Consider the following 17791-nt stretch of genomic DNA (forward strand, 5'->3'; position numbering starts at 1 on the left):
GATGGAGGCCGGGGCGATGATGACGGTGGTGGACGGCGGCGAGGTCCGGTGCGGGCTGGTGGTGCGGCCCGGTGCCGAGGTGGACGACGCGCTGCTGGAACGGCTCGACGGTTTCGCCTTCATCGGGAACGGCGGCTTCGGCGCCGAGGCCGTCGCGGACGTCTACGGCGCAGGCGACGATCTCCTGATCGAGGCCGCGATCCCCGAGCTGGGCGTCAAGACGATGATGATCTGGGCCGGGTCGGTGGAGCGGGCGGTCGCGCTCCGCGAGATCGTCGGCGACCATTTCCAGCAGGTCTGGACGGAGCGGATCCTGCGCGACCAGGTCCGCGGGGCGCTGCCGGACGGCGCCTGGACGCTGGTCGCGATGATGATGGCGCTCGGCGGCGGCCCGGCCGAGCGGGAGACCCTCGAGCTGCTCCGCGAATGCCAGGAGCACGCCGACGAGGGTGTCAGGGAGGCCGCCGACTACGCCGAGAAGGTCGCCAAGGAGCTCCTCAACCCGCCCATGGTGATGCGCGAGGAGCCGCGAGGAGAGCTGGCGTGGGCGCTGCGTCCCGCCGCGCCCGTGGACGGTGAGCAGAACTGGGTGACGGTACGGGCGGGCGTCCCGGAGCGGGCGGTCCCCCGTCCCGTCATCTGGCTGCGGGTGGCCGCCGACGACGCGGAATCCTGGATCTGGGACACGAACCTGGACATGCGGGTCCTCTTCACCCGCGAGGATTCCCCGTGGTCGGAGGCGATCTACACCTCCCGGGACGGGCGCACCGCCATTCACATCGTCCGGCACACCGCCCTGGGGCACGACGTCGCGGCGGTGCACGGCGACGACGCCCTGGCGACGGCGGCGTCGTTGAGCAAGGAGACGAACGGCGAGCTCCTGGACGGGCCGCCGGACGGCTGGGAACGCACGGCGCCCTGAGCGGGCCGCGCATACGATTCACCGTGATGTCACCCAGACGAGCCGCGGCGCTGCGGGACGACGACCTGAGCCTGCGCGACCACCTCATCGCCACCGCCGAGCGCATGATCTCCGAGGGCGGGACGGCGGGCCTGACCGTGCGCGGCATCGCGCGGGAGGCCGGGGTCGCCGACGGCGTGCTCTACAACCATTTCGCCGACAAGGAGGAGCTGCTCGCCCAGGCGTTCCGGGCGCACGTGCGGTCGGTGGAGGCGGGGCTCGGTCCGCTGCCCGAGCCGGGCACCGGTTCGGTGCGGGCGAACCTGGCCGCGTACGTTTCGCACGGGCTGGCGATGCACCGCGCGATCCTGCCCGCGATGGCCGGGCTGATCGGCCGGCCCGAGGTCCTCGCCAGGTTCGCCGCGGCGGGCGAGACCGGCGAGGACTGGCGCGACCGGCTGCTGGCCTACCTGCGCGCCGAACGCGAGCTGGGCAGGCTCGCGCCGGACGCCCGGGTGGAGGCCGCCGCCGCCATGGTCGTCGGGGTCTGCCACGAGGCCGTCCTGTCGCTGCTGTTCAGCGGGACCGAGCCGGAGCGCGACGTGGACGACCTGGTCGCGGCGCTGCTGGCGGGCATCAGGCCATGACCGCCCGCACCTGGTCGAGGGTGCGTTCGGCGACGGCGTTGGCGCGTTCGTTCCCGCGTTCCAGGACGCGGCGCAGGTGGCCGCGGTCGAGTTCGGCGCGGCGCTCGCGGATCGGCCGCAGGAACTCGTTGACCGACTCGGTGACGACGCTTTTGAGGCGGGCGGCGCCGCCGTTCCCGATCTCGGCGGCGACCGCGTGAACCCAAGGATGGGACGGCCCTTGTGGTCGTGCGAAGGTGAGCGGCCGTCCTAGGACGGCCGCCAGCTCTGGCACGCGTGAAGCTTCATGCCCTCAGGGTACCGGGGAGGCGTCCGCGCGTCAGCCTCACTTCTGGGGGAAGGGCTGCAGTTCGGCGTGCCTGATCTTGTAGCCGCCGCGGGTGGCGGGCGCGAAGGCGGCCGGGGCCATGCAGGTGCCGGTCTTGGCCTCCTCCCATTCGCCCTTGTCGTTCTGGACGCCGTTGACGACCGACCAGGAGAAGCCGACACGGTCGCGCTGGACGCTGAAGCCCAGCCGCTTGCCGACCCAGTCCGCGACCGGCCCGTCCGCCTCCTTCACCACGGCGGTGAGCGCGGCGTTGCCCGGGCTGGTGGCCAGGCAGTCGACCTCGGCGGTGAACCGGACGGTGACGTTCTCGTCGGCGACCCAGTGGGAGACCTTGACGGTGCCGCGCGCGTCGGTGGGCAGGCCGTCGGGCGCCCCGTTCTTGGGCTGGGTGAACGGGGCGCTCACGGCGTCGAAGGAGAAGGTGCGGACGTCCTTGTCGGGCCAGTAGGTGAGTCGGACGTCGGCGGTTCCGGTGACCCGGGCGGTCTTGGGGGCGGCCTCGGCCGCGGTCGTTCCGGCCGCGACGGCGGCCACGGTGGTCGCGGCGACGGCGACGGCCGCGGCGAGAGTGACGGGCTTGGTGATGGGCATCGTCGTTCTCCTGGGCATCGTCCGGCCCCTGGATGGGCCGGTGTCCCGATGCTCGCCGCGCGGCGCCCGCGGCGACTCCCCCGCGCGGACCGCTTCGCGATCTCCGTCTCCCCCGTGCGGGTGATAGGTCATCGGACAGATAATCCGGTTCCGGATGAAGTTGTAACGTGGGGGCATGACCACCCGCACACGGCCCGCGACCGTCCCCGACCTGTCGTTCCTGCTCCAGCACACCAGCCACGTCCTGCACACGCGGATGACGGCCGCGCTCGCCGAGTTCGGGCTGACACCGCGCATGCACTGCGTGCTGGTGCACGCCCTGGAGGAGGAGCGCACCCAGATCCAGCTCGCCGAGATCGGCGACATGGACAAGACCACGATGGTCGTGACGATGGACGCCCTGGAGAAGGCCGGATACGCCGAGCGGCGCCCGTCCGGCAAGGACCGGCGGGCCCGGATCATCGCGGTCACCAAGGAGGGCGCGGAGATCGCCGAGCGCACCCGGAAGGTCGTCGACCGGGTCCACGGCGAGGTGCTCGAGGCGCTGCCGGAGGACGAGCGGGCGGTCTTCGTCCGTGCGCTGGACCGGCTGGCCGGCGGGCATCTCGCCGAGCCGGTGGAGTGCCCGACCCCGGTGCGGCGGGCGCGGCAGCGCAACGTGTAAGGATTTAGATCCGAGCAGGATCGTCTCTAACAAAACTATCTGCTACGGTCTCTCCATCGGCTTCCAACGAGGAGAGACCATGTCCGATATCGCCGCGCCCCGCTCACGCTGGCTCGCGCTGGCCGTGCTGTGCGCGGGAATGCTGATGATCATCCTGGACGGCAGCATCGTGACGGTGGCGCTGCCGGCCATCCAGGCCGACCTCGGCTTCACCCCGTCCGCCCTCAGCTGGACGATCAACGCCTACACCATCGCCTTCGGCGGGCTGCTGCTCCTCGGCGGCCGGCTCGGCGACCTGGCCGGACGGCGCCGGGTGTTCGTCGCCGGACTGGCCGTCTTCACCATCGCCTCCGCGCTGTGCGGGATCGCCACCGGTCCCGGGATGCTGATCGCCGCGCGGTTCCTGCAGGGCGTCGGCGGCGCGCTGGCCTCCGCGGTCAGCCTGGGCATGATCGTGACGCTGTTCACCGACCCGGCCGAGCGGGCCCGCGCGATCGGCGCGTTCGCCTTCACCGGCGCGGCCGGCGCGTCCATCGGCCAGGTGCTCGGCGGGATCCTCACCGACGCGCTGAGCTGGAACTGGAACTTCTTCATCAACGTGCCGATCGGCGTCGCCGCGATCGTGCTGGCGCCGCGCCTCCTGAACGACGACCGCGGGTCCGGCCTGCGCGGCGGCATCGACGTGCTGGGCGCCGTCCTGGCCACCTCCGGCGTGATGCTCGGCGTCTACTCCATCGTCGGGGCCGAGCGCGGCGGCTGGACCTCGGGCCGGACGCTCGCGCTGGGCGCGGTGTCGCTGCTGCTGCTCGCCGGGTTCGTCGTGCGGCAGGCCACCGCCGCCGAGCCGCTGCTGCCGCTGCGGGTCCTGCGGTCGCGTAGCGTCGCGGGCGCCAACCTGGTGCAGCTCCTGGCGGTGGGCGCGATGTTCGGCTTCCAGGTCCACATCGCCCTCTACATGCAGCAGGTCCTCGGTTACGGGGCGACCGCGAGCGGGCTGGCGCTGCTGCCGGCCGCGGTCGTGATCGGCGGGCTCTCGCTCGGCCTCTCCGCCCGCCTCAACGGCCGCTTCGGCGAGCGGAACGTGCTGCTGGCGGGGCTGGCGCTGCTGGTCATCGGTCGGCTGCTGCTGATCCGGACACCGGTGGACGGCGCCTACGCCACCGACCTGCTGCCCCCGATCCTGCTGGTGGGCGGCTTCGGCCTGGCCCTGCCCGCGCTCACCACGCTGGGCATGTCGGGCGCCCGTCCCGGCGACGCCGGAGTGGTGTCCGGGCTCTTCAACACCACGCAGCAGATCGGCGTCGCGCTGGGCGTCGCGGTCCTGTCCACGCTGGCCGCGTCCCGCGCCGACGCGCTGGCGGACGGCGGCGCGTCCGAGGCGGCCGCGCTGACCGGCGGCTTCCGGCTCGGGTACGAGGTCGGCGCCGGGCTGCTGGTCGCCGCGTTCCTGGTCGCGCTCGTCGTCCTCCGCCGCCCCGGCGTCCAGGCCGGGGAGCCGGCACCGAAGACCGAGCCGACCGCCACTCCCGCCACGACCGTCTGAAGGAGCGAACATCATGAACGAGCAGAACGAGCACGGCCCCGGCCGGGGCCCCGGTCCCAAGGTCCTCACCGACGGCGATCTGTCCGCCCTGCTGAGCGAACAGGTCTTCGGAGCCCTCGCCGCCAACAAGCGCAGCGGGCACCCGCACCTGTCCACCGTCCTGTACCGGTGGGACCCCGTCGAACGGGTCGCGCGCATCTCGTCCACCGCGGACCGGCTGAAGGTGCGGCAGCTCCGGAACGACCCGCGCGCCGCGCTCCACGTCTCCAGCCCCGACCACATGGCCTACGTCGTGGTCGAGGGCACGGCCGAGATCGCGGAGACGACCGAGCCGGGCGACGCGGCCGGTCGCGAGCTGCTGGCCATGGCGCTGGACGTCATCGACCCGGCCGAGCAGGAGCGGTTCCTCCAGGCGCAGGTGGCCGACCGGCGCGTGGTGATCAGGCTCCGGGCCGACCGCCTGTACGGGATGGCCCTGGACCTGCCGAAGGAGCTTCAGGACGCCTAGGCGCCGTTCGCGCCGCGGTCGCCGGCCGCGGCGCGAACCCGCGCGCCAGCACGATGACGACGGCCGTCAGCGCGGCCGGGACGGCGAAGACCAGCCGCAGGCCGTCCGTCCCGCCGATCGGCGCGAGCGCCCCGGCGATCGCCGCGCCTAGCACGAACCCGACGTAGTTGAAGACGTTCAGCCGCGCCACCGCGACCCCGAGCCCGGTCGGGTCGACCCGTCCGGCGGCCGAGAACGCCACCGGGGCGATGACGCTGAGCCCCAGCCCCGCCACGGCGAACGCGGCGATCGCGGCCGGGGCGCTGGGCGCGGCCGCCGCGCAGGCCAGCCCGGCCGCCCCCACGATCCCGCCCAGCCGGACGACCTGGACGCCCCCGCGCCGCCGCACCCCGAGGTCGGCCGCCGCCCGGGCCGCCACCATGGCGACCTGGTACGCCACGTAGCCCAGCGGGGCGGCGAAGTCACCGGCGTCCAGCTCGTCCTGGAGGTACTTGGCGCTGTAGCTCGAAACGGCGGCGTCGGCCAGGTAGAACAGGCCCAGGGCGGTGCCCACGATCAGCACCGGGCGCCAGGGCACCCGCCGGGCAGCGGCCTTGAGCTCCTCGGCGCTGGGCTCGGGCGCCTCCTCGTCCTTGCGGTACAGCCCGCGCCCGGTCGCGAGCGATACCGCCGCGCCCAGGGCGGCGGGGACGGCGAAGCCGGGCAGCAGTGCCAGGTCCAGCCGGTTGGCCAGCGCGGCCCAGAGGCCGCCGAGGATCCCGGCGACGCTCCACACCGCGTAGAAGCCGGTGAGCAGGCTCATCCCGTAGCGCCGTTCGACGGCCACCGCCTGCGCGTTCATCGCCGCGTCCACCGCGCCGACGAACAACCCGAACAGCGCCACCGCCGCGTACAGCCGGACCAGCCCGCCGCCGGTCAGGCCGACCAGTGTCATCGCGGCGCACACGCCGGGCTGCGCGACCCGCAGCACCGGGGCGGCGCCGAGGCGGGCGAACAGCACGCCCGCCAGGACGCTGCCCGCACCGGCGATCAGCGGGACCAGCAGCAGGACGAGCGCGAGCGTCCCGTCGCTGAGGTCGTGCGCGTCCTGGACCTGCGGCACCCGCGTCACCAGCGAGGCGAAGCACAGCCCCTGGACGGCGAACGCGGCGTTGACCGAGAGCCGTGCCCGGCGGTCCCGTGCGGCCATCGGCGCCCTCCGCGATATGAAGGAGATTCGCGTTAGCGTAGGGAGCGGCACCGCCGAGGTCAATGGGCATGCGAAAGCCCCGCGCGCTCGCGCGGGGCTCGGCGGTCGTCAGTGCGGCAGCGCGTACAGCAGGAGCGGCACCCCCGCCAGGAGGGGCACCGCGATGATCGCCGCGAACCGGGTGGAGCGTCCCACCGGAACCGGTTCGAGCAGCCGGTTCACCCGCGCCATCACCGGGATGTCGTCGCGGTTGGCGACGCCGAGCGTGCCCGACGGCGCGGCGGCGGGACGGGCCGCGGCGAACCGCAGCAGCGCCGTGGCCAGCTCGCGCGGCGGACGGTGCCGCCGGGCCCGGTCGTCGGCGGCCATCTCGATCAGCAGCTCGACCGCGTCCAGGCAGCGTCCGACCAGCCGGATCTGCGGGAACACCTGGCGCAGCGAGGTGAACGGCAGCAGCACCAGATCGTGCCGCTCGCGGGCGTGCGCGCGCTCGTGCGCCAGCACCGCGGCCAGCTCGTCGGGGTCGAGCAGCTCCAGCGTCCCGGCGCTCACCACGACCTTGGACGAGCGCACGCCCGGAACGCAGTACGCGGCGGCCGTGGGGTGGTCGAGCACGAGGGTGCCGCTCGGCACGGCCGAGTCGCTGCGGGAGACCAGCGCGAGCAGCGCCCGGTGCCGGTGCCGGGCCCGGACGACCCGGACGACCGCGTACCCGAGCATGGCCAGCAGCACGGCGGTGAGGCTGACGGCGGCGAGCAGGGCGGCGAGGTGCGCGGCGCCGAGCCGGCCGGCCCCGTCGTGGACCAGGCCGGGCAGGCCGCGCAGGATGCCCTTGCCGTAGGGCAGCAGGGCCAGGCCGAGGAGGGCGCCGATGGTGGCGACGCCCCAGCCGAGGCCGAGGGCCTGCCAGAGCAGGATTCCGGTGCGGGGGGCATACCAGGTCCACCTGGCCCGCGAGAGCAGGTGCGCCCCGCCGATGGTCCCGAGCGAGATCAGTGCGAGCAGGGCGGTGCCGGTCATGCCGGTGGCTCCTTGACGGCTGTTAGGCCCGCGAGCGCCGCACGGATCACGGCGGCCTCGTCCTCGGAGACGGACTGCACGAAGTGCACCAGTGCGGCGTCGCGGTCGCCGGTCTCGGCAAGAGCGCCGAGCATCAGCTCGGTGACGTAGCGCTCGCGGCTGGCGACAGGACTGTACCGCCAGGCGCGGCCGTCCCGCTTGCGCTTGAGGAAGCCCTTCTTGGCCAGCCGGTCGAGAACGGTCATCACGGTGGTGTGCGCCAGATCGCGGTCGCCGGCCAGGGCCCGGCTGACATCGCGTGCGGTGGCAGCGGCGACGCCGGAGTCCTCCCTTGCCCAGAGGACCTCCATGACCGTGCGTTCAAGCTCTCCCAGACCCTTCACGACGACCAGGGTATTCGATCGAGAGGAACGTCACCACGGCGGGTAGTACCACTGGCCGTAGTACTACAGCTCGTAGTACTACAGTTTGTCCTATGAGCACCGTCGCTCTCCTCACCGACGCGGCCAACGGCGCCGCGACCCCCGCCGACTTCATGGCCGCACGCCAGCAGATGGCCTTCACCCTCGGCTTCCACATCATCCTGGCCTCCATCGGGATCGGCCTCCCGGCGATCACGCTGCTCGCCGAATGGCGATCCCTGCGCACCGGCGACACCGTCTACGCCGAACTGGCCCGCCGCTGGATGAAGGCCGCCGGCGTGCTGTTCGCGGTCGGCGCCGTCTCCGGCACCGTGCTGTCGTTCGAGATGGGCACCCTGTGGCCCGGCTTCATGGACAAGTACGGCCAGGTCTTCGGCTCCGCGTTCGCCCTCGAAGGGATCGCCTTCTTCATCGAGGCCATCTTCATGGGCATCTACCTGTACGGATGGGACCGGCTCTCACCCCGCGCGCACTTCGTCACCGGCATCCCGGTGGTCATCGCCGGGCTGCTGTCGGCCTCGTTCGTCGTCACCGTGAACTCCTGGATGAACCAGCCGCGCGGCTTCCGCCTGGAGAACGGCAAGGTCACCGACGTCGACCCGCTCGCCGCGATGTTCAACCCCGCCACGCCCGTGCAGGCCGTCCACCTGATCCTGGCCTCGCTCATGGTCTGCGGCTTCACCGTCGCGTCCGTCTACGCCGTCGCGCTCCTGCGCGACCGCAAGGCCGGACGCGTCGACCGCTACCACAGGCTCGGCTTCGCGATCCCGTTCTCCCTCGGCGCCGTCTGCGCGCCCCTGCAGGTGCTCGTCGGGGACTGGGCGGTCCGGTTCGTCCACGACAACCAGCCGATCAAGTTCGCCGCGATGGAGGGCGTCGAGCACACCGAGGCCGGCGTCCCGTTCCGGTTCGCGGTCCTCGAGATCCCGAACGCCCTCTCCCTGATGCTGAAGTTCGACGCAAACGCCACCCTGCGCGGCCTCGACTCCTTCCCCGCGGACCTGCACCCGCCCGCCGAGGTCGTCAAGATCTCCTTCGAGATCATGATCGCGATCGGGACGGCGCTGCTCGTCCTGGCCGCCTGGTGGGCCCTGTCCTGGTGGCTGCGCCGCCGCCCGGCCCGCCGCGACCTGCCCTGGCACCCCTGGTTCCTGCGCGCCGCCGCCCTCGCCGGCGTCGCCGCCGCCATCGCCATGGAGGCGGGCTGGACCACCACCGAGGTCGGCCGCCAGCCCTGGATCGTCTACGGCGTCATGCGCACCGAGGAAGCCGTCAACCCGAACCCAGGACTGCGCTTCGGCCTCTACGTCGTCCTGGTCGTGTACGCCGTCCTCACCGTCGCCACCATCAGCGTCCTGCGCCGCATGCGCCGCGAAGTCGGGAGCCCCTCATGAGCCACGGCGACATCGCCCTCGGCCTGATCCTGCTCGGCCTGTCCGCCTACCTGCTGTTCGGCGGCGCCGACTTCGGCGCCGGCCTCTGGCACCTCATCTCCCGGCGGCGCTCCGACAAGGAGGTCATCGAGCACGCCATGGGCCCGCTGTGGGAGGCCAACCACGTCTGGCTGATCTTCGTCATGGTGATGACCTGGACGGCGTTCCCGCCCCTGTTCGCCGACGTGATGAGCACCCACTGGATACCGCTGTCCCTGGCCGCGCTCGGCATCGTCGCCCGCGGCAGCACCTTCGTGTTCAGCAAGGCCGTCCCCGACCGGGGCTGGTACGCCTGGACGTTCGGCGTCTCCTCGATCCTCACCCCGTACTGCCTGGGCGCCGTCGCCGCCACCATCGCCACCGGCGGCTCGTCCTGGCTCGGCCTCACCGGCGTGTACGGCGGCGCCCTCACCACAGCGCTCTGCGCCTACCTCGCCGCCGTCTACCTGATCTGGGACGCCCTGCGCCTCGGCGACCGGGACAGCTCCCTCCGCTTCCGCGGCTACGCCCTGATCTCCGGCGCCGTGATCGGCGTCCTGGCCCTGCCCGGCGCCGCGGCGCTGGGCGTGCACTCCCCGCTGATCCTCGTGTCGGCCGCCTCCGGCCTGGTCTCCCTGGCCCTCCTCGTCCGCCGCTCCTACCTGGCCGTACGCGCGAGCGGCGCCCTGGCGGTCGTCACAGTGCTGTGGGGCGCCGCCGGGATGAGCGGCCTGGACCTGGAGTCCACAGTCGCGCAGGACGCCGTCCTGGAGACGGTCTTCGTGGCCCTAGGCGTGGGCGCGCTGATCCTCGTCCCGTCGATGATCTGGCTGTTCATCCTCTTCCAGCGCGAACCGTCCACCTGAGACAGCGGCGTGCCGGGCAGGTCCCGGCACGCCGCCTCGCCCTCAAGCGCGCGCTTTCGCCACGGCGAACTGCACGCCCTGAGAGGGCATTCCGTTGACGAAGTACGCCAGGTGCGCGATGAAGTTGCCCGTGCTGCCCTGGCAGACGAAGTCGTCCTTCACGCAATAGTTCTGGATACGGGACGCGTAGGTGCTCAGCGCGCCCAGCGGACGAGGCGGGGGATCCCCCGACTGCTTGCCCGGCTCGAAGGTGCCGACGTTGTACGGTTCCCCCGCCCGGAAGCGGATGTCGCCGAACATCACGACGGCGGCGATCCTGCTGCTCGCGGCGGCGCCGACCGTGCCCTTGTCCGCACCCCAGATCCGCGCGGAACTCGCCGCGAGCGCGTCCCCGACCACACCCGCGCCCTGCGAGTAGCCCAGCAGGATGTACTTCTGGTCCGGGCACTGCCGCGCCTCGGTATTGAGCGTGTTGATCAGGTTGCCGACACCCACCGGCGCACTGCCGTCGAACGGAATCGAGGCGGGATAGGTCAGCTCGGTGTACTTCGACCGGCCCGGGAATTCCCGGAGGATCAGATCTCCCATCGGCTTCTGCAGGAAGCTTCCGTCCTGCGGCTCGGTGGTGCCACGGGCGGAGATGACGCTGACCGCCTGGCATTGAGCGGCGGAAGCAGGCTCAGCACCAGCGGTGACCATGCCGGCGGCGAACGCGGCGGCGGCACCCATCATGACTAGACGGCCGGACGTGAAACACCGCATTTGGAGTCCTTTCACTCAGGCGGTAAATACACGCTTCAGCCTGCGGCCCGCATCCAGGCGCCGCCACTCAGCCACCGATCAATCAAAGCGCCGACGTTTATCCGCAAATATGAAGACCCCCGGATCAGAGATCCGGGGGTCGGCTCGTGTCAGCCTGCGAGCTTGGCCCACACCACCTTGCCGCCATCCTCGACCGGGTGCGCACCCCAGGCGGCCGTGACGTCCGCGATCGTCGGCAGGCCCCGCCCGTTGGTGGCTGCATGGTTCTCCGGCAGCACGGCCGGGAGCCCGTCCCCCTCGTCGTAGACCTCCACGAGCGGGAGCCCGTCCCCGGCGACCGAGAGCCGAAGAATGATCACGCCCTCGCCGTGCATATAGGCGTTGGTGACCAGCTCCGAGACGACCAGGCGCGCCAGGTAATGATCCCGAATGCCCCACTCAGTGAAGATCGTGGCGGTAAATCCGCGCGCCCGCGAGGGCGCCCGATCGGTGGATTCGAGGGTCAGAACCCGCACATCCCCGATCTTGAATATCAGCCCCGCCGACGGCCGTACGAATATCGATCACGGTGCGACTCCTGAGGCGTGCCTCGTTTCGGTGATTCGACTGACATTTAAGTGACCAGAGCCTTACACTCCGTAGTAAGTAGAGCTAGTGGTGCCGAACTCAACGTGGTCACAGCACTAGGTTTGCTGGCCACTTTCGAGCAGTTGGGAGATGATGAAGCCGTGGCCCCTCGACAGAAGCGCGCCAATGTGTCACCGGCCCTGCAAGCCTTCGGCCGGAGGTTCAAGCGTCTCCGTGAAGCAGCGGGCCTCTCTCAGGAACGCGCAGGCACAAGGGCCAATGCGGGCAAGGGCGTAACGGGCCAGTACATCTCGCAGGTGGAGGCAGGCAAGACCCGCTGCACCCGCGAGTTCGCCGAGACGATGGACCGCGAACTCAACGCGGGCGGCGAGCTCGTCGAGCTCTGGGACGACCTCGTCACCGACGCTGCCTTCCCCGTCTGGTTCGACTGGCCCCCGGTCGAGGCCGAGGCCACCCACCTGGACGCCTTCGAGGTCACGGTCCTGCCTGGCCTACTACAGACCCCTGCCTACGCCTCGACGGTGCTCTACGGCGACAAGGAGGCGGTCGCCGCGCGGATCAAGCGCCAAAGCATCCTCACCAGGGAGCAACCACCGTCACCATCAATGGCAGTCCTCCTTGACGAGAATGTCCTCTATCGGGATGTGGGCGGCCCCGAGGTCTTGCGGGACCAGCTCGAATACCTAGTCAGCCGCATCGGACCGCGACTGACAGTACAGATCGTTCCCGCCACAGCCCATCTCGGTACACTCGGATCATTCACCATCGCAACCTTGGAGGACCGCACAGAGGTGGCGTACGTAGAGACGTCCGCTCGCGGGCTTACCATGAGTGATCCGGACGATCTCGCAGCCATATCGAGATCACTGATGGACGTTCGATCGATCGCCCTACCGTTGAATATGTCCATCGATCTGATTCAAAGAACGGCGGAAGAAAGATGGAGCTGAAACACACCGTGTGGCGCAAGTCCAGCTACAGCGGCGGAAACGGCGGCAACTGCATCGAGGTCGCCGACCTCCCCACCACCATCGCCATCCGCGACAGCAAGGACCCTGACGGGCCCCAACTTCAACTGCCCCGCAACACCTTCCAGCAACTGGCCCGGGCCATCAAGGGACTCTAGGCCGATGCGGATCGCGTGGCGGAAACCAAGTATGAGTGGCGAGAACGGTGGCGCCTGCATAGAGTTGATGGCAGCTACCGCAGACCTCATTGTCATTCGCGACAGCAAAGACCCCCACGGCCCCCAATTCCGCATCCACCGTGACAATTTTGAGCGGCTTACCAAGGCCATCAAGAACTTCTAGCCAAGGGCGCAGTTGATGCGGATCGTGTGGACCGGACGGCGGTCGGTACGGTAATCAAGAAATGGACCATCGCTCGCAGATATGTGCAAGCGATGGTCCACAGGATATGCCGGACGGGGCCCAATGATCCTTAATCAGCGAGCCAGCGCGAGCGCATGTTTCCTTTGTCTCCGTTACTCTACTCACCGACTCAACAGAGCCTCCGAGTGATAGTGGCCACTTGGTCGGGAGCGAGCGGAGCCTTCCAGCCCCAGATGGAACAACCGGCGGCGTTCAGTGTAGAGGTCAACCCAACGATCAGGTCCGCCTCCTCACCAGGCGACATTCCCCCCTTTCTGAATTTTTTGATGACGCGGATGGTGTCGACGATCGCTGATTTGACTCGCCCGAACTGCCGGTAGGTCGGCAGATCCGACTGCCACCCCGCGATTGACCAAGGTGGCATTCTTTCGACCCAGGACCCCAGGATGGCCTCTTCCTCTTCTTCGGAATAGCCCATGAGGTGCAGGTGTGTTGCCATGTCGTACACGGCGTCCCCGATCAGAGCCAACTCCCAGTCCACCACGACCAAACCGGTGGGGCGAATAATTACATTCCCGCGGTGCAGGTCGCCGTGAAGAAGCTGGAACGGTCGGCGAGTGAGTTTTTCGAAGCGAATCGGCCGCAGCGGTTCAGCCGGAATGCCGAGGTCACGGAATTCAGGCCTGTTGAACCTCGCCGCATAGGCGCCAAGGCAGCGCCCGACGGCCGCCGTATCGCCGTTCGATGGCCATTCGCGAAGCCGCAGAAGACCACGGTGCGACACCTTGGACAATTCGCTGAAAAAGTCAGCGAGCTGTGCGAACAGGAATCGCGGCACTGGTTGACCTCGCGGTGCAATGTCGAGCAGCAAACACCCCTCCTCGAACATGTGCACGGACCAGCCAAGCCCCACATACACGAGGCGGCTTGCCATTTCTCCGAGATGAGGCCGTATTGCATACAACACGTCAACCTCACGAAGAAGCCGCAGATCCAACCTGTCCCGGTCCGCACTAGAGAAACGCACCAGGAGATTCCCGACTCGCACCATTCGGTTTGACGATCCACTGAAGGCAGGAGCCTCCGACGAAGTGGCGGCTCCACGCAGTCGGTGGACTAGAGCCGGGTCGGCCGCGAGCATCTTGGTTACGATTCCGGGATCAGTCTCGGCGACGAGACGCCTGAATTTGTCGCACATTTAAGCCTCTTTTGATTGCGTCAAACACCTACCCCTCGTGTTCGAGGTGATTTTTACTGTCCGGGAGAAGGGTGATGCCGCAACCGGGGTTCTTGGCGCGCCCAGCAGGACGGGGACCGCCAGGAGGCCCGAAAGCAGGCCGGGGACTTCATCCGGGAACGGCCGGGTCGAAGTCCAGTGCCAAAAGCCCTGTTCAGAGGGAGCGACGATGCGGTCCGCAGTAGAAGCGAACCCTGCGGGGCGGGAGCAGGGAGTACCGGGCTCCCGAACGCAAGGTGAAGGCCGTCCTGGGGTTCGCCCAGGACGGCCTCCTTCGCCTGGCCAACACGGTCAGGTACCGATCGGACAAAGGAGAGCCAGCGCGGGGGCGATCGCAGGAGCGTTTTCCCTCACCCGCATATCATCGCGATTCGCGGTGGAAGCGGGCCCAAGCCTGCTTCCACCGCCTTTTGCGCCTGTCAGCCTCAGCCCCCGATGCGGGCTTGACCCCCGACTCGGTAATCTGCGCCTGGATCGATATCAACGTTGCATGACGGGGCACTGGTTCACTGCGTGACCGGCTTGCCGTCCTTGTCGATCCGGGTGCGTCCGAGCGGCTTCACATTCGGGTTGTTCGGCAGTGGCTGGTCGTAGAGCAGCACGTTGATCCCGAGACCAGCGGTGTACTCGACGTACGCGCCGGTCGTCGCATCCATGCCGAAATAGCGGGAGCAGTCACCCTCGCCGTAGTAAACACCGTCAACGGCCGGCGCCTTACGCACGACGCCGTAGTTGTTGCCGCTCCCGTTGACCTGGTCAGGTGGTGTGAGGCTGACGCAGTAGGGGACCGGAAGGCCCTTGAAGACGTAGTAGCCGAGTATTTCGCCGTCACTGTTCTGCAGGTAGACGTAGCTCAGTTTCCCGGGCTTGTTCCAGGTATTGATCCAGAAGTTGGCCGTGTTGCGGGTCGGTGAGTAGTTCATGGTCTGGCTAGGCTGCCGCGCGACCAGTTGCGAGTACCCGCCCAGGGTACGGTCCTGCTCCTGCTTGCCGGAGCTGTCCGTGCAACTGCCGAGAGCGATCATGGTCACGACCGCGGTGGCCAACAAGCCGAGGACGCGCTTCACGTGTGTGCGGGTGACGGTGAACTCGACGTGCATTGTGTCTCCTTGGTACTCAAAACGAGCCGGTACGGCAGCCCCGAGCTCCGAAACTGCCCCTCGGTGTACTTCTTCGCGGCATCGGCGTTGTACTGGTTGATGTTCTCGGCCCGGTTGTTCTCCAGCGCCGTGATCGACGCGTTGATCTGCATCGCACGCTCATCGCCGGGCTTCGGGTTCGATGTCAACTCACGCCGCAGGTTCCGCACCGAGGCCTCGTCGGACTGCACTTGGGCGCAGAGGTCGAAAAAATGGTTGTACGCGGCGATCCGGTAACTCCCGCTGCCCTCGACCCGCTCCCGCTTCTCGGTCGCGCCGCGCCACGGCGCCGTGGTCTGGGCGAAGAACCCCCAGCCGAACACGTACATGAGGCCGAGGACGAGGCCGACGACGAGCACGACGACGCCGAACTTGAGGACGACGCCACCGTGGCGAGCCATGTCCCTCATGGTGTAGTCGACGTCGTCTGGCATGTGCCGCACCTTCCCCTGCCGTCAGCGTTGAGTACCTGACCTGCGAAAACGCAGCCGCATGCTCCCGGGTACGAAGACAAGCCGCCACCGTCTGCCATTGTAGATATTCCGGTCGGGACCCCTCCCGACTGCGTACACCCATTCCAGTCACGAGGCGGACTTTTCGGCCCGACGTCTCAACCCCACGTCGCGTACTCAGGTGATCAAGCCGGCCGCTGCGGGACGCCTGGGCTATGCCGCGTTGTGCCTGCAGCCTGACCAGCCAACGCCGACGGCTTTCGAATGACAGGATCCGCCGACCTCGAATTCCCGGGCTGAAAAGCCCGTTCCCCGAAGAGTTCCGAGCCGCCCAGGGCGTACCCCCGCCGCCCTGCGCCGTTCCCGTTATCACGCGAAGCTACTTCTCATCTGAGCGCACGGTCCCGAGTGGAGGGCCTATCCGCGGTTGAGACTGGCGGAAGCCGTTGTTCGCAGGCCTGTGGGTTCACGGCTCCGCCGGCGCGTGCTGGTGGCCCCGCGATGAAGAAGAGCCTCACCCGGCAAACTCCTGGCTGGGTGGTTGCACGGCAGGCAGGCCTCAGGACGGTCACCGCCTGACGCCTGTGTAAACGGCACAGCGCCTACGCAAAGGAGTTCCCCATGAAACAAAACCTCGTCGCCCCCGGTGTCGCCCTCGGTGGTGTCGTCGGCGGCGTCCTCGGTGGCTACATCGGCAACGGTCCCGTCGGCATGCTCGCCGGCGCCACCGCCGCCATCCTCGGCGGCCTCGGCGCCTTCTACTTCGCCGACGGGGACGATGGCGACCTCGTCAGCGGCAAGGCCAAGGCCATCGTCAACACGGCCGCTTGCGTCCTCGGTGGCGCCCTGGCCGTCGTCGCCGCCAGCGCCATCACCAACGCCAGCGCCGCCATGGGCGACGTCGGCGGCGGCGACGTTTTCGTCCACAACATCGTCCGCACCGTCGGCGGCGGATACATCGGCGGCGTCATCGGCGGCCTCATCGGTGGTGCCTTCGGCGGCCTCGTCCGCCGTGCCTTCGGCGGCCTCGTCCGCTGTGTCGCCTTCAACATCGTCGTCCTCCGCGTCAGCCGACGCCTTCAGCGCGGCGACAAATAGCTCGCCCTGGGGCCCTGACGGCTGCGGGGTGTGCGACAGGGGACCGGCCTACCAGGCCGGTCCCCCGGTAACGGCCGGCCCCGTGGTTGCGACCACGGGGCCCGCCTCTTTCGAGGACCCGCCGGCTCCCTTGGCCGCCCAGGTCCTGCCGCCACTGACGCCCCGACAGGCCGACGTCATGGCCGGAGCGACCAGAAGCCCGCCAAGCGCCGCCGCGACGGCGACACCACCGAAAGCTCCCGGCCGGCCGGTTGCGCGGCGGGCAGGCCGCAGGACGGTCACCTCCGGAAGCCTCGTGTAAAGGCACGAGCACTTATGAAAAAGGAGACCGACCCCCATGAAACCTCACTTAGTTATCCCCGACGTCGTGCTCGGCGTCGTCCTCGGTGGCATCGCCGGCGTCATCGGCGGCGTCATCGGCGGCGTCTTCGGCGGCGGTTACACCGGTGTCGTCGCCGGCGCCGGCGCCGCCATCCTCGGCGGCACCTTCGCCGTCGTGGAGGCCGACGCGGAGTACGGCTGGTTCATCAGGGGCAAGGCCAGGGTCTTGGCCAACACCGGCGCCGCCGTCCTCTGCGGCGGCATCGCCGTCGTCGCCGTCAGCGCCGTCACCAACGCCGTCGAGGACACGGGCGGCTTCGACGGCTTCGTCGCCGGCGGCCTCCTCGCCGTCGGCGGTTTCCCCATCGGCACCTTCCTCGGCATCCTCTACGGCGTCGTCCTCGCCAGGGTCGTCCGCCGTCGGCGTGCCAAGAAGCGCGCCCGCGGGGCCGCCTGACGGCTGCGGGGTGTTCAACAGGGACCGGCCTACCAGGCCGGTCCCCCGGTAACGGCCGGCCCCGTGGTTGCGACCACGGGGCCCGCCTCTTTCGAGGACCCGCCGGCTCCCTTGGCCGCCCAGGTCCTGCCGCCACTGACGCCCCGACAGGCCGACGTCATGGCCGGAGCGACCAGAAGCCCGCCAAGCGCCGCCGCGACGGCGACACCACGGCTGGTTGCGCGGCGGACAGGCCGCAGGACGGTCACCGCCGGACGCCCTTGTCATGACACGGGCACCTCTGAAAAGGGAGATCGATCTGCGCCGCGTACTCGC

22 protein-coding genes are annotated in these 17791 nt (G+C 69.5%); 12 read left to right on the forward strand and 10 right to left on the reverse strand.

Annotation, left to right across the window (positions count from 1 at the left end; translation table 11 throughout):
* Nucleotides 1-16: 16 nt before the first annotated feature.
* Together ABD340_RS21715 and ABD340_RS21720 are read left to right on the forward strand one after the other, a co-directional pair.
* Nucleotides 17-922 carry a hypothetical protein gene (locus ABD340_RS21715; protein ID WP_344591116.1) on the forward strand — a complete coding sequence of 302 codons (906 nt, stop codon included), beginning with the start codon at nucleotides 17-19 and terminating at the stop codon, nucleotides 920-922.
* Nucleotides 923-948: 26 nt separating this feature from the next.
* On the forward strand, nucleotides 949-1548 hold the full coding sequence (locus ABD340_RS21720; protein ID WP_344591117.1) for a TetR/AcrR family transcriptional regulator: 600 nt from the start codon (nucleotides 949-951) through the stop codon (nucleotides 1546-1548).
* On the opposite strand, the gene ABD340_RS21725 is transcribed toward ABD340_RS21720, so the two are convergent.
* Both ABD340_RS21725 and ABD340_RS21730 read right to left on the reverse strand, forming a co-directional pair.
* Entirely contained in the window at nucleotides 1538-1822 is a 285-nt protein-coding gene (locus ABD340_RS21725; RefSeq protein WP_344591119.1) for a hypothetical protein, read from the reverse strand. The genes ABD340_RS21720 and ABD340_RS21725 overlap by 11 nt on opposite strands.
* A 51-nt stretch (nucleotides 1823-1873) precedes the next feature.
* On the reverse strand, nucleotides 1874-2467 hold the full coding sequence (locus tag ABD340_RS21730) for a hypothetical protein (RefSeq protein WP_344591120.1): 594 nt from the start codon (nucleotides 2465-2467) through the stop codon (nucleotides 1874-1876).
* Nucleotides 2468-2642: 175 nt separating this feature from the next.
* Between ABD340_RS21730 and ABD340_RS21735 the strand changes: the two genes are divergently transcribed.
* From ABD340_RS21735 to ABD340_RS21745, 3 genes are all read left to right on the forward strand, one after another.
* Nucleotides 2643-3131 carry a MarR family winged helix-turn-helix transcriptional regulator gene (locus ABD340_RS21735; protein WP_344591121.1) on the forward strand — a complete coding sequence of 163 codons (489 nt, stop codon included), beginning with the start codon at nucleotides 2643-2645 and terminating at the stop codon, nucleotides 3129-3131.
* Nucleotides 3132-3210: 79 nt separating this feature from the next.
* Complete coding sequence (locus ABD340_RS21740; RefSeq protein ID WP_344591122.1) at nucleotides 3211-4674, forward strand: MFS transporter; 1464 nt, start codon at nucleotides 3211-3213, stop codon at nucleotides 4672-4674.
* A gap of 13 nt (nucleotides 4675-4687) precedes the next feature.
* On the forward strand, nucleotides 4688-5182 hold the full coding sequence (locus ABD340_RS21745; protein WP_344591124.1) for a TIGR03618 family F420-dependent PPOX class oxidoreductase: 495 nt from the start codon (nucleotides 4688-4690) through the stop codon (nucleotides 5180-5182).
* Here ABD340_RS21745 and ABD340_RS21750 read toward each other — a convergent pair.
* The 3 genes from ABD340_RS21750 to ABD340_RS21760 form a co-directional block, all read right to left on the reverse strand.
* Nucleotides 5115-6371, reverse strand: coding sequence for an MFS transporter (locus ABD340_RS21750; RefSeq protein WP_344591125.1), 1257 nt, complete (start codon nucleotides 6369-6371; stop codon nucleotides 5115-5117). The genes ABD340_RS21745 and ABD340_RS21750 overlap by 68 nt on opposite strands.
* A gap of 108 nt (nucleotides 6372-6479) precedes the next feature.
* The gene (locus ABD340_RS21755; protein WP_344591126.1) at nucleotides 6480-7391 is read right to left on the reverse strand and encodes a M56 family metallopeptidase; all 912 of its coding nucleotides are present in this window, start codon (nucleotides 7389-7391) and stop codon (nucleotides 6480-6482) included.
* Nucleotides 7388-7774, reverse strand: coding sequence for a BlaI/MecI/CopY family transcriptional regulator (locus ABD340_RS21760; RefSeq protein WP_344591127.1), 387 nt, complete (start codon nucleotides 7772-7774; stop codon nucleotides 7388-7390). The genes ABD340_RS21755 and ABD340_RS21760 overlap by 4 nt, the downstream gene beginning before the upstream one ends.
* A gap of 92 nt (nucleotides 7775-7866) precedes the next feature.
* On the opposite strand from ABD340_RS21760, the gene ABD340_RS21765 reads away from it, so the two are divergent.
* Nucleotides 7867-9207 (forward strand): cytochrome ubiquinol oxidase subunit I, encoded by a 1341-nt coding sequence (locus tag ABD340_RS21765; RefSeq protein ID WP_344591129.1) that lies wholly within the window; start codon nucleotides 7867-7869, stop codon nucleotides 9205-9207.
* Nucleotides 9204-10091, forward strand: coding sequence for a cytochrome d ubiquinol oxidase subunit II (locus tag ABD340_RS21770; RefSeq protein ID WP_344591130.1), 888 nt, complete (start codon nucleotides 9204-9206; stop codon nucleotides 10089-10091). Before ABD340_RS21765 ends, ABD340_RS21770 begins: the two co-directional genes overlap by 4 nt.
* A 42-nt stretch (nucleotides 10092-10133) precedes the next feature.
* Here the strand turns inward: ABD340_RS21770 and ABD340_RS21775 are convergent, their stop codons facing one another.
* Nucleotides 10134-10853 carry a cutinase family protein gene (locus tag ABD340_RS21775; protein ID WP_344591132.1) on the reverse strand — a complete coding sequence of 240 codons (720 nt, stop codon included), beginning with the start codon at nucleotides 10851-10853 and terminating at the stop codon, nucleotides 10134-10136.
* A gap of 149 nt (nucleotides 10854-11002) precedes the next feature.
* Nucleotides 11003-11368 (reverse strand): ATP-binding protein, encoded by a 366-nt coding sequence (locus ABD340_RS21780; RefSeq protein ID WP_344591133.1) that lies wholly within the window; start codon nucleotides 11366-11368, stop codon nucleotides 11003-11005.
* Between the two features lie 174 nt (nucleotides 11369-11542).
* Between ABD340_RS21780 and ABD340_RS21785 the strand changes: the two genes are divergently transcribed.
* The 3 genes from ABD340_RS21785 to ABD340_RS21795 are packed head-to-tail and all read left to right on the forward strand — an operon-like array spanning nucleotide 11543 to nucleotide 12751.
* Complete coding sequence (locus tag ABD340_RS21785) at nucleotides 11543-12391, forward strand: helix-turn-helix domain-containing protein (protein WP_344591134.1); 849 nt, start codon at nucleotides 11543-11545, stop codon at nucleotides 12389-12391.
* On the forward strand, nucleotides 12382-12567 hold the full coding sequence (locus ABD340_RS21790) for a DUF397 domain-containing protein (protein ID WP_344591135.1): 186 nt from the start codon (nucleotides 12382-12384) through the stop codon (nucleotides 12565-12567). The genes ABD340_RS21785 and ABD340_RS21790 overlap by 10 nt, the downstream gene beginning before the upstream one ends.
* A 4-nt stretch (nucleotides 12568-12571) precedes the next feature.
* On the forward strand, nucleotides 12572-12751 hold the full coding sequence (locus ABD340_RS21795) for a DUF397 domain-containing protein (RefSeq protein ID WP_344591137.1): 180 nt from the start codon (nucleotides 12572-12574) through the stop codon (nucleotides 12749-12751).
* A 190-nt stretch (nucleotides 12752-12941) separates the two neighbouring features.
* Here the strand turns inward: ABD340_RS21795 and ABD340_RS21800 are convergent, their stop codons facing one another.
* The 3 genes from ABD340_RS21800 to ABD340_RS21810 all read right to left on the reverse strand — a co-directional run bounded on the left by ABD340_RS21800 (nucleotide 12942) and on the right by ABD340_RS21810 (nucleotide 15582).
* Nucleotides 12942-13970, reverse strand: a complete 1029-nt coding sequence (locus tag ABD340_RS21800) for a phosphotransferase family protein (RefSeq protein WP_344591139.1) — start codon at nucleotides 13968-13970, stop codon at nucleotides 12942-12944.
* A 545-nt stretch (nucleotides 13971-14515) separates the two neighbouring features.
* Complete coding sequence (locus ABD340_RS21805) at nucleotides 14516-15109, reverse strand: hypothetical protein (protein WP_344591140.1); 594 nt, start codon at nucleotides 15107-15109, stop codon at nucleotides 14516-14518.
* Nucleotides 15073-15582, reverse strand: coding sequence for a hypothetical protein (locus ABD340_RS21810; protein ID WP_344591141.1), 510 nt, complete (start codon nucleotides 15580-15582; stop codon nucleotides 15073-15075). The genes ABD340_RS21805 and ABD340_RS21810 overlap by 37 nt, the downstream gene beginning before the upstream one ends.
* Nucleotides 15583-16221: 639 nt before the next feature.
* Here ABD340_RS21810 and ABD340_RS21815 point away from each other — a divergent pair.
* Nucleotides 16222-16698 (forward strand): hypothetical protein, encoded by a 477-nt coding sequence (locus ABD340_RS21815; protein WP_344591142.1) that lies wholly within the window; start codon nucleotides 16222-16224, stop codon nucleotides 16696-16698.
* A gap of 337 nt (nucleotides 16699-17035) precedes the next feature.
* The gene (locus ABD340_RS21820) at nucleotides 17036-17476 is read left to right on the forward strand and encodes a hypothetical protein (RefSeq protein ID WP_344591144.1); all 441 of its coding nucleotides are present in this window, start codon (nucleotides 17036-17038) and stop codon (nucleotides 17474-17476) included.
* Nucleotides 17477-17791: the final 315 nt, after the last annotated feature.

Origin of the sequence: Actinomadura vinacea, assembly GCF_039532545.1 — a bacterium.
GTDB lineage: Bacteria > Actinomycetota > Actinomycetes > Streptosporangiales > Streptosporangiaceae > Spirillospora > Spirillospora vinacea.